Source organism: Ruegeria sp. BHSB196, from assembly GCF_059613135.1.
Map to the genome: position 1 here is coordinate 47,189 of NZ_JBXWRY010000026.1, position 9,033 is coordinate 56,221.

11 protein-coding genes are annotated in these 9,033 nt (G+C 65.1%); 10 read left to right on the forward strand and 1 reads right to left on the reverse strand.

The window, feature by feature from the left end; translation table 11 throughout:
* Window positions 1-137 precede the first annotated feature (137 nt).
* Together pyrG and AC2FNJ_RS13660 are read left to right on the forward strand one after the other, a co-directional pair.
* Window positions 138-1,781, forward strand: coding sequence for a CTP synthase (gene pyrG / locus AC2FNJ_RS13655; protein WP_496764963.1), 1,644 nt, complete (start codon window positions 138-140; stop codon window positions 1,779-1,781).
* A 116-nt stretch (window positions 1,782-1,897) separates the two neighbouring features.
* Window positions 1,898-2,563, forward strand: coding sequence for a cyclic nucleotide-binding domain-containing protein (locus AC2FNJ_RS13660; RefSeq protein WP_496764965.1), 666 nt, complete (start codon window positions 1,898-1,900; stop codon window positions 2,561-2,563).
* Between the two features lie 28 nt (window positions 2,564-2,591).
* Here the strand turns inward: AC2FNJ_RS13660 and AC2FNJ_RS13665 are convergent, their stop codons facing one another.
* Entirely contained in the window at window positions 2,592-3,479 is an 888-nt protein-coding gene (locus tag AC2FNJ_RS13665; RefSeq protein ID WP_496764967.1) for an AEC family transporter, read from the reverse strand.
* 168 nt (window positions 3,480-3,647) lie between these two features.
* Here AC2FNJ_RS13665 and AC2FNJ_RS13670 point away from each other — a divergent pair, with 168 nt between their 5' ends.
* The 8 genes from AC2FNJ_RS13670 to AC2FNJ_RS13705 all read left to right on the forward strand — a co-directional run.
* Complete coding sequence (locus AC2FNJ_RS13670; protein WP_496764969.1) at window positions 3,648-3,941, forward strand: DUF1330 domain-containing protein; 294 nt, start codon at window positions 3,648-3,650, stop codon at window positions 3,939-3,941.
* A gap of 42 nt (window positions 3,942-3,983) precedes the next feature.
* Window positions 3,984-4,433: a tellurite resistance TerB family protein gene (locus AC2FNJ_RS13675; RefSeq protein WP_496764970.1), complete on the forward strand. Its 450-nt coding sequence runs from the start codon at window positions 3,984-3,986 to the stop codon at window positions 4,431-4,433.
* Window positions 4,434-4,453: 20 nt separating this feature from the next.
* Entirely contained in the window at window positions 4,454-4,891 is a 438-nt protein-coding gene (locus AC2FNJ_RS13680) for a tellurite resistance TerB family protein (RefSeq protein ID WP_496764971.1), read from the forward strand.
* Window positions 4,888-5,640, forward strand: a complete 753-nt coding sequence (locus AC2FNJ_RS13685; RefSeq protein WP_496764973.1) for a phosphate/phosphite/phosphonate ABC transporter substrate-binding protein — start codon at window positions 4,888-4,890, stop codon at window positions 5,638-5,640. The genes AC2FNJ_RS13680 and AC2FNJ_RS13685 overlap by 4 nt, the downstream gene beginning before the upstream one ends.
* 128 nt (window positions 5,641-5,768) lie before the next feature.
* A complete protein-coding gene (locus AC2FNJ_RS13690; protein ID WP_496764975.1) occupies window positions 5,769-6,545 on the forward strand; it encodes an ABC transporter ATP-binding protein in 777 nt (258 codons plus the stop codon).
* 32 nt (window positions 6,546-6,577) lie between these two features.
* Window positions 6,578-7,327: a transporter substrate-binding domain-containing protein gene (locus AC2FNJ_RS13695; RefSeq protein ID WP_496764976.1), complete on the forward strand. Its 750-nt coding sequence runs from the start codon at window positions 6,578-6,580 to the stop codon at window positions 7,325-7,327.
* A gap of 89 nt (window positions 7,328-7,416) precedes the next feature.
* Window positions 7,417-8,304 carry an ABC transporter permease gene (locus AC2FNJ_RS13700; protein WP_496764978.1) on the forward strand — a complete coding sequence of 296 codons (888 nt, stop codon included), beginning with the start codon at window positions 7,417-7,419 and terminating at the stop codon, window positions 8,302-8,304.
* Window positions 8,301-9,033: ABC transporter permease (locus AC2FNJ_RS13705; protein WP_496764979.1), on the forward strand; the 733-nt coding region annotated here is incomplete at its 3' end. The genes AC2FNJ_RS13700 and AC2FNJ_RS13705, both read left to right, overlap by 4 nt.

Genomic DNA, 9,033 nt, shown 5'->3' on the forward strand with positions numbered 1-9,033 from the left:
GCACGGGAACGGCAACAGCATCTTGCGGTTCTCTTGCGCCTTTTGCGCGAATCTCTTATATGTGAAGTCCCGTGATGCTGCGGTTTTTTAGGCCGCCGGGCAGCAGATAAAGACGTCTCACGGGAGCAGCCGAAAACATGGCGCGATTCATTTTCATCACGGGCGGTGTGGTCTCTTCGCTTGGCAAGGGGCTGGCCTCGGCGGCGCTGGGCGCGCTGCTGCAGGCGCGGGGATACTCGGTGCGGCTGCGCAAACTCGACCCCTATCTGAACGTCGATCCCGGCACCATGTCGCCGTTCGAGCATGGCGAGGTGTTCGTCACCGATGACGGCGCCGAGACCGATCTGGACCTGGGCCATTACGAACGCTTCACCGGCGTTCCGGCGCGCAAGACCGATTCCATCTCCTCGGGCCGCATCTACATGAACGTGCTCGAAAAGGAGCGCCGCGGCGACTATCTGGGCAAGACCATCCAGGTGATCCCGCACGTCACCAACGAGATCAAGGATTTCATCGCCATCGGCGAGGACGAGGTCGATTTCATGCTGTGCGAGATCGGCGGCACCGTGGGCGACATCGAGGGCCTGCCCTTTTTCGAGGCCATCCGCCAGTTCAGCCAGGACAAGCCGCGCGGGCAGTGCATCTTCATGCACCTGACCCTGCTGCCCTACATCAAGGCGTCCGGCGAGCTGAAGACCAAGCCCACCCAGCACTCGGTCAAGGAACTGCGTTCGATCGGCCTGGCCCCGGACATCCTGGTGTGCCGCTCCGAAGGCCCGATCCCGGAAAAGGAACGCGCCAAGCTGGCCCTGTTCTGCAACGTGCGCCCCGATGCGGTGATCGCGGCGCAGGATCTGTCCACCATCTACGACGCGCCGCTGGCCTACCACAAGGAAGGGCTGGATCAGGCGGTGCTCGACGCCTTCCAGATCAGCCCGGCCCCCAAGCCCGACCTGAGCAAGTGGGAAGATGTCAGCGACCGCATCCACCACGCCGAGGGCGAGGTGAAGGTGGCCATCGTCGGCAAGTACACCCAGCTGGAGGACGCCTACAAATCCATCGCCGAGGCGCTGACCCACGGCGGCATGGCCAACCGGGTCCGGGTCAAGGTCGAATGGGTCGATGCCGAGATCTTCGACACCGAGGATCCCGGCCCCTATCTGGAAGGCTTCCACGCCATCCTGGTGCCCGGCGGATTCGGTGAGCGCGGCACCGAAGGCAAGATCAAGGCCGCGCAATATGCCCGAGAACACAACGTCCCCTATCTGGGTATCTGCCTGGGCATGCAGATGGCGGTGATCGAGGCCGCCCGCAACGTGGCCGGCATCGCCGGGGCGGGCTCCGAGGAGTTCGACCACGAGGCCGGCAAGAAACGGTTCGAGCCGGTGGTCTATCACCTCAAGGAATGGATCCAGGGCAACGCCAAGGTCGAACGCAAGGTGGGCGACGACAAGGGCGGGACGATGCGGCTGGGGGCCTATGACGCCATTCTCACCGAAGGCTCGAAAGTGGCGCAGGTCTATGGCGCCTGCAATATCGAGGAACGCCACCGCCACCGCTACGAGGTGGACATCAAGTATCGGGAAAAGCTCGAGGAAGCGGGCCTGAAATTCTCTGGCATGAGCCCCGACGGCCGCCTGCCCGAGATCGTCGAATGGTCGGATCACCCGTGGTTCATCGGCGTTCAGTACCACCCGGAACTGAAGTCCAAACCCTTCGACCCGCACCCGCTGTTCCGCGATTTCGTGCGCGCCGCCAAGGACACCTCGCGCCTGGTCTGAGGTCGCAACGCAAGGATCGATCCGAACCGCACGTCCCGGACAAGGCCCGACACGCAGCTTGCCCTGCCGCCGTCGTCGACTACGATGACCGGCGCGCGCAGGACGGGGGTAGGATCATGTCGGGCTTGGACTTGCTGGTGAACGCGGCGAACGTATTCTACCTTCTGTCCTATTCGGTACGAGACATCCTGTGGCTGCGCGCGCTGTCGGTGGTCGGCGCCGCGATCCTGCTGCCGTACTACTATCTTCAAAGCACGCCGCTTTGGGCGCCGATCGGATGGAACCTGTTCTTCACCGCGATCAACATCCTGTGGATCGCCCGCCTGCTGCTCGAACGCCGCCCGGCCCCCTTCACCGACGAGGAACGGCACCTCTACCAGACCGCGCTCCGCAACTTCGGCGAGCGGGAGGCGTTCAAACTCCTGCGCATGGGCGCCGCCACCTCGGTTCCGGCGGGAACCGCGCTGCTGAAACAGGGCGAAAAGGTCCAAAGCCTGTCGCTCATCGTGGATGGCGCGGTCGATGTCGAAATGGACGGCGCGCCGATGGACCGGCTTGGACAGGGCCGCTTCCTCGGCGGCACGGCCTTGCTGAGCGACAACCGGCACTTCACCGCGCCAGTCACGGTGACGGCCGCCAAACCGTCGCGCCTCATCGTGTGGAACCTGTCGGACCTGAAGGCGCAGTTCGCGAAAGACACCGATCTGCAGATTGCGATCGAGGCCAGTCTCGGGCTGGAGGTCTCCCGCTTCCTGCAGACCGCGCGGCTGCGTCTGGTTTGATCAAGCATCGCCACGACCCGGCGCGCCGTCAGATCCAGTAGGACAGGGCAATCGGCAGAACCAGGATCGTGGCCAGGGTCGAAACCAGGATGAACCCGGCCACATCCGGCGCATAGTCCGGCACGTGCTGGTCGATGAACAGATAGGTGGCGACCGAAACCGGCATCAGGCAGCACAGGATCAGCGCCCCCCGCTCGACCCCGGTGAACCCGAACAGCCATACCAGCGCCCAGGCGATCACCACCGCCAGAACCAGATGCACTCCCGTCAGCAGCACTGCCAGCCACAGCCCGGCGACCCGCAGCGTGGCCAGCGTATGACCCAGCGTCAGCAGCATCAGCGGAATCGACAATCCGCCGAGGATGTCGAACGACTTCTCGACCGGTTTCGGCAGGTGCTGCCCGGTGGCCATCAGCCCCAGCGCGACGACGACCGCCCAGATCACCGGCGAGGTCACGAGACCCTGGAACGAAAACGACCCGGCCGGCACCCACACGCCCACCGTGAAGATGCTGATCACCACGATCACGACAAAGGCCATGGAATAGGCCATCCCCGCATCGCCCAGCGCCAGCAGGGTGATCGGCAACCCGATATTGCCGACATTCGCGTGCATCATCGGCGTCAGGAACGCCCGCACCGGCAGCCGCAGCGCCCTGAGCACGGCAAATCCCAGCACCCCGAACGCCGCCACGGCAAGGGCGCTGGCCAGCATCATGTCCAGAAATGTCGAAACATCGATATGCGTGGTGGACAGATGCGAGATGATCAGGGTCGGATACCCCACCCTCGACACGATTCCGCCGATGATCTTGTTGTCGAACGGCGCCTGCGTCACCGCCAGCAGATACCCGATGCCGGCGCAGATCAGCACCGGCAGGACGACGTTGAAAACATTGACGAAAAGGTGCTCCATGCCCGGCTCCCGTGATCCGACTCGCCGCTGCGGTGTCACACGGCAGCCCCGACCCGAGCCTGTGCCGGCGCGGCGGATTTGGCAAGTGCCGCGAAATTGACGCCAACGAACTTGCGCGACGCGCGAATTCGCGCCACCCTGTCGCCGACGCGAGGCAAAGAGGCAGATATGAGCAAGGGATACTGGGTCGCCCATGTGGATGTGGACGACATGGACACATACAAGAACTACATCGCCGCCAATGCCGCGCCGTTCGCGGAATACGGTGCCCGGTTCCTGGTCCGCGGCGGCGAATATCAGGTGCGCGAGGGCCGGGTCCGTGACCGCACGGTCGTGATCGAGTTTCCCTCCTACGAAGATGCCGTGGCGTGCTATGACAGCGTCAGCTATCAGGATGCCAAGGCCCTGCGCGATCCCGTCTCAACCGGTGATTTAGTGATCATCAAGGGCTATGACGGGTAGATCCCGCTTGGAGAACCCCTAGATCTGGAATAACCTGAACACATGCTGAAGAAATTCTTTCAGGCTTTCCGCCCGCCGCAGCAGACCGCGCTCCCCGATCCTGACGCCGAACTGGCGCTGGGGGCTCTGCTTGTGCGTGTGGCTCAGGCGGATCGCGACTATCAGGTCGAAGAGATCAGCCTGATCGACAAGATCCTCGCGCGGCTCTATCAGCACAACGCCATCGAGGCCGCCAAAGTGCGCGCCACCTGCGAAAAGCTGCATGCGGCGGCCCCCGATACCGACACCTTCGGCAAGCTGATCCGGGAAACCACCGGGCTCGAGGAGCGGCTCGCCGCGATGGACGCGCTGTGGGAAGTGGTGCTGGCCGACGGCGATCTGGAGGAAGGCGAGCTCAAGATCGTCGAAGAGGCGCGCATCGCCATGGGGCTCAGCTTCAATGACAGCAAGGAGTCGCGCGAACGTGTGCAAAGCCGCTTGGACACGCGCTAGAGCCGTCCTATAACCGGTCCATGTTTGGCAATTTCCTTTCCCGGCTGTCGCAGCCGCAGCCCGACCCGCTGTCCGACGAAGACGCCCGGCTGGCGCTGACCGCGCTTCTGGTGCGCATCGCCCGGTCCGACAACGACTATGCCGATACCGAAATGGCACGGATCGACCGCATCACCGCCAGGCGCTACGGCCTGTCGCCTTTCGAGGCCGCCGCCCTGCGCAGCCGCGGCGAAGACCTGGAGGCGCAGGCCCCCGACACCGTGCGCTTCACCCGCGCCATCAAGGCGGCGGTGCCCTATGACGACCGCCTCGCCGTGGTCGAGGCGATGTGGTCGGTGGTGCTGGCGGACGGCGCCCGGACCGGCGAAGAGGATTCGCTGCTGCGCCTCGTCACCAGCCTGCTGGGGGTGAGCGATGTCGATTCGGCGCAGGCGCGGCAAAAGGCGGCCCGCGCATGACGGCGATGCTCGGCATGTACGACATGCCGGCCCTGCACTCTGCCAACGACCGGTTCTGGTCGCTGATTCGCACCCATCTCGGCCACGGACCCGAACACCTGACCCGCGACCGGGACTTCTGGGACATCTGGCTCGATCCGCAGCTGGTGTTCGCCCAGACCTGCGGCATGCCCTACCGCACCCGCCTGCACGGCCGGGTGCAGATCGTCGGCACGCCCGACTACGGCCTGCCCGGCTGTCCGCCCGGCCACTATTGCTCGGTCCTCGTCGCCCGCGCCGATGACGCCCGCCCGCTCACCGAACTGACCGGGGGCGTCTTTGCCTATAACGAGGCGCTGTCGCAATCCGGCTGGGCCGCGCCGGTGACGCATCTTGCCGCCCTCGCACTGCGCCCCGCGCATCTGCTCGAAACCGGCGGCCACGCGCGTTCGGCCCAGGCGGTCGCCGAGGGGCGCGCCGATCTGGCCGCGCTGGACGCGCTGACCTGGGAGCTTCTGCGCGAACACACCGATCTCGGCGGCCGGCTCCGCGCCGTCGCGCGCACCGAACCCACCCCGACCCTGCCCTACGTGACCGCGCCGGGCCGGGACGCGCGCGCCATCGCCCGCGCCGTCCGACGCGCCATTTCCGACCTCTCCGAACCCGATCGGCGCCTGCTGCACCTCAAGGGCCTGGTGGATATTCCGCCCGAAACCTATCTCGCCGTTCCCACGCCTGCCGGACCGGACGCTTACGCCACGGCGTCCTGACCGTTTCGCGCAGTCATTCTTGCCATTTCGGCCAAATCCACCCCCAATCGTTTCAATTGCGCATTGCATTGCCCCGAATTTTCGGCCCTAGTACCGCACCAACACCGCCAACAACCGCTGGACCGCCCGTGACGACTACCGACCCTGTCATCGAGATCAGAAACCTGCACAAGAGCTTCGGTCGGCTCGAGGTGCTCAAAGGGGTCGATATCACCGCACACCGGGGCGATGTCGTTTCGCTGATCGGATCCTCCGGATCGGGCAAATCCACCCTGCTGCGCTGCTGCAACCTGCTCGAGGACAGCCAGCAGGGCGAGATCGTGTTCAAGGGCGAACCCGTGCGCTGGACCGGCACCGGCCACAACCGCCGCCCTGCCGACCCGAAACAGGTTCTGCGCATCCGCACCAATCTCAGCATGGTGTTCCAGCAGTTCAACCTGTGGGCGCACATGACCATTCTCCAGAACGTGATGGAGGCGCCCGTGACCGTGCTGGGCCGCGACCGGGCCGAGGCCGAGGACAGCGCGCGCCGGTATCTGGACAAGGTCGGCATCGGCGACAAATGCGACGCCTACCCGGCACAGCTCTCGGGCGGCCAACAGCAACGCGCCGCCATCGCCCGCGGGCTCTGCATGGAGCCCGAGGCGCTTCTGTTCGACGAACCCACCTCGGCGCTGGACCCGGAACTGGAACAGGAAGTGATCAAGGTGATCAAGGACCTGGCCGCCGAAGGCCGCACCATGATCATCGTGACCCACGACATGAAGATGGCCGCCGACATTTCCAGCCACGTCGTCTTCCTGCATCAGGGCCTGATCGAGGAAGAAGGCTCGCCCGAGGACATTTTCACCGCCCCTGAATCCCCGCGGCTTCAGGGCTTTCTTTCCGCCACCCAGGCGGCATAACTTCAAGACAGAACCAAACAGGGGAGCAACCGATGAAACACCTGATTCTGACCACCGCGGCCTTGGCGCTGGGCGCCAGCATGGCCATGGCCGAAACCATCCGCATGGGCACCGAAGGCGCCTATCCTCCGTACAACTTCATCAACGATGCCGGCGAAGTGGACGGGTTCGAGCGTGAACTGGGCGACGAGCTGTGCAAGCGCGCCGGCCTGACCTGCGAATGGGTCAAGAACGACTGGGATTCGATCATCCCGAACCTGGTCTCGGGCAACTACGACACCATCATCGCCGGCATGTCGATCACCGACGAACGCGACGAGGTCATCGACTTCACCCAGAACTACATCCCGCCCGCCGCCTCGGCTTTTGTCGCCGCCTCCGAAGGGGTTGACCTGACCGGCGGCGTGATCGCGGCCCAGACCGCCACCATCCAGGCCGGCTATGTCGCGGAAAGCGGCGCCACCCTGGTCGAGTTCGCCACCCCCGAGGAAACCATCGCCGCCGTCCGCAACGGCGAGGCCGATGCCGTCTTCGCCGACAAGGACTATCTGGTGCCGCTGGTCGCGGAGTCGGGCGGCGAACTGATGTTCGTGGGCGACGACGTGCCGCTGGGCGGCGGCGTCGGCATGGGCCTGCGCGAGTCGGACGGCGAGCTGCGCGAGAAATTCGACGCCGCCATCACCTCGATGAAGGAAGACGGCACGCTGAACACCATGATCAAGAAATGGTTCGGTGAAGACGCCGCCGTCTATGGCACCGACGGGTCGGTCGTCACCAACTGAACCCCGGACCCGGGGTCCGGCGCCCGGCGCGCCGGACCCGCCCCGGCCGCGGCCAGGACCGGCCGCGCCGGATGTGCGAAAGACGCCCGATGTTCTCCTACTGCGCTGATCCCGACACCCTGGACACGTTCCGCTGGTTCTCGTGCTACCTGACCAACGGCGTCCACATGCAGTTCTACCTCTCCTTTCTGAAGGTGCTGGTGCTGCTGGCGGTGACCGCCCCGGTGGCGCTCGGTTTCGGCTTCGTCGGCGCGATGGCGGCGCGCGCGCATTTTCCGCCGCTCAGCTGGCTGGGCAAGGGCTACATCGCCATCGTCCGGGGGGTTCCGGACATCGCCTTCTTCCTGTTCTTCGTGATCGCGCTGGATCAGGCCTTCGAATGGACGCGGCACCAGATCCTGTGCCCCGACTGGACCGATCCGATCCGCCAGGGCAACGACTTTCTGGTCTGCCCCGCCGCCAAGCTGCCGCTCGGCTCGGCCCCGGAATGGGTGCACGAAACCTACGGGTTCTTCCTGGCCGTCATCACCTTTGCCATCGTGTTCGGCGCCTTCGCCGCCAACGTGCTGTTCGGCGGCATGCGCGCCGTGCCCCACGCCCAGCTCGAGACCGCCGAGGCCTACGGCATGAGCCGGCGGCAGACCTTCTGGCGCATCCTCGTGCCGCAGATGTGGGTCTATGCCCTGCCCGGCCTCAGCAACCTGTGGATGGTGCTGATCAAGGCCACGCCGCTGCTGTTTCTGCTGGGGATCGAGGACATCGTGTATTGGGCGCGCGAACTGGGCGGCACCAAGACCTCGCAATTCACCGACTACCCGCATGGCGACTGGCGCATGTGGTACTTCCTGTTCCTGCTGATCTTCTATCTCGGCATGACCCGGATCTCGGAGATCGGCCTGGAACGGCTGATGCGCCGCCTCTCGCACGGACAGGCCACCGCCGGGGGCGAGCTGCTGCGGAAGGAGACCACCGCATGAGCTGCTGGCAGACCATCCAGGATTACGGCCTGCGCTCGATCGGCATCGGCGAGCGGCTGCTGCCCCGCGGCGAATACACGCTCTGCGAACAGTTCACCCTGATCGGCTCGGGGATGATCTGGAACGTCTATTTCGGCATCATGGCGCTGGCCAGCGGGTTCTTCCTGGCCACCGCGCTGGCCCTGGGCAAGGCGTCGCCCAACACCTGGCTGCGCAAACCCGCCGAGTGGTTCATCTTCATCTTCCGGGGATCGCCGCTCTTCATCCAGTTCTTCTTCGCCTATTTCTTCTTCCTGTCGCTGAAGAAATCCTATCCCATGTTCGACGCCTTCACCTCGGCCTGGCTGGGGGCGCTGATCGTGCTGTTCCTGAACACCGCCGCCTATTCGGGCGAGATCTTCTATGGCGCGCTGCGCTCGATCCCGAAGGGCGACCTCGAAGCCGCCGACGCCTATGGCATGTCCGGCTGGTCGCGCTTCCGCCGGATCGTCTGGCCGACCATGCTGCGGCTGGCCTGGCCCGCCTACACCAACGAGGCGATCTTCCTGTTCCACGCCACCACGCTGGTCTTCTTTTCGGCCTTCCCGGCCTGGCAGCAGCGCGGCGACGCGCTCTACTACGCCAGCTATTTCGCCGACAAGACCTTCAACCCGTTCATCCCCTATCCGATCCTGGCCTTCTATTTCATCGTGCTGACGCTGGTGATCGTCGGGGGCTTCGGCCTCGTCA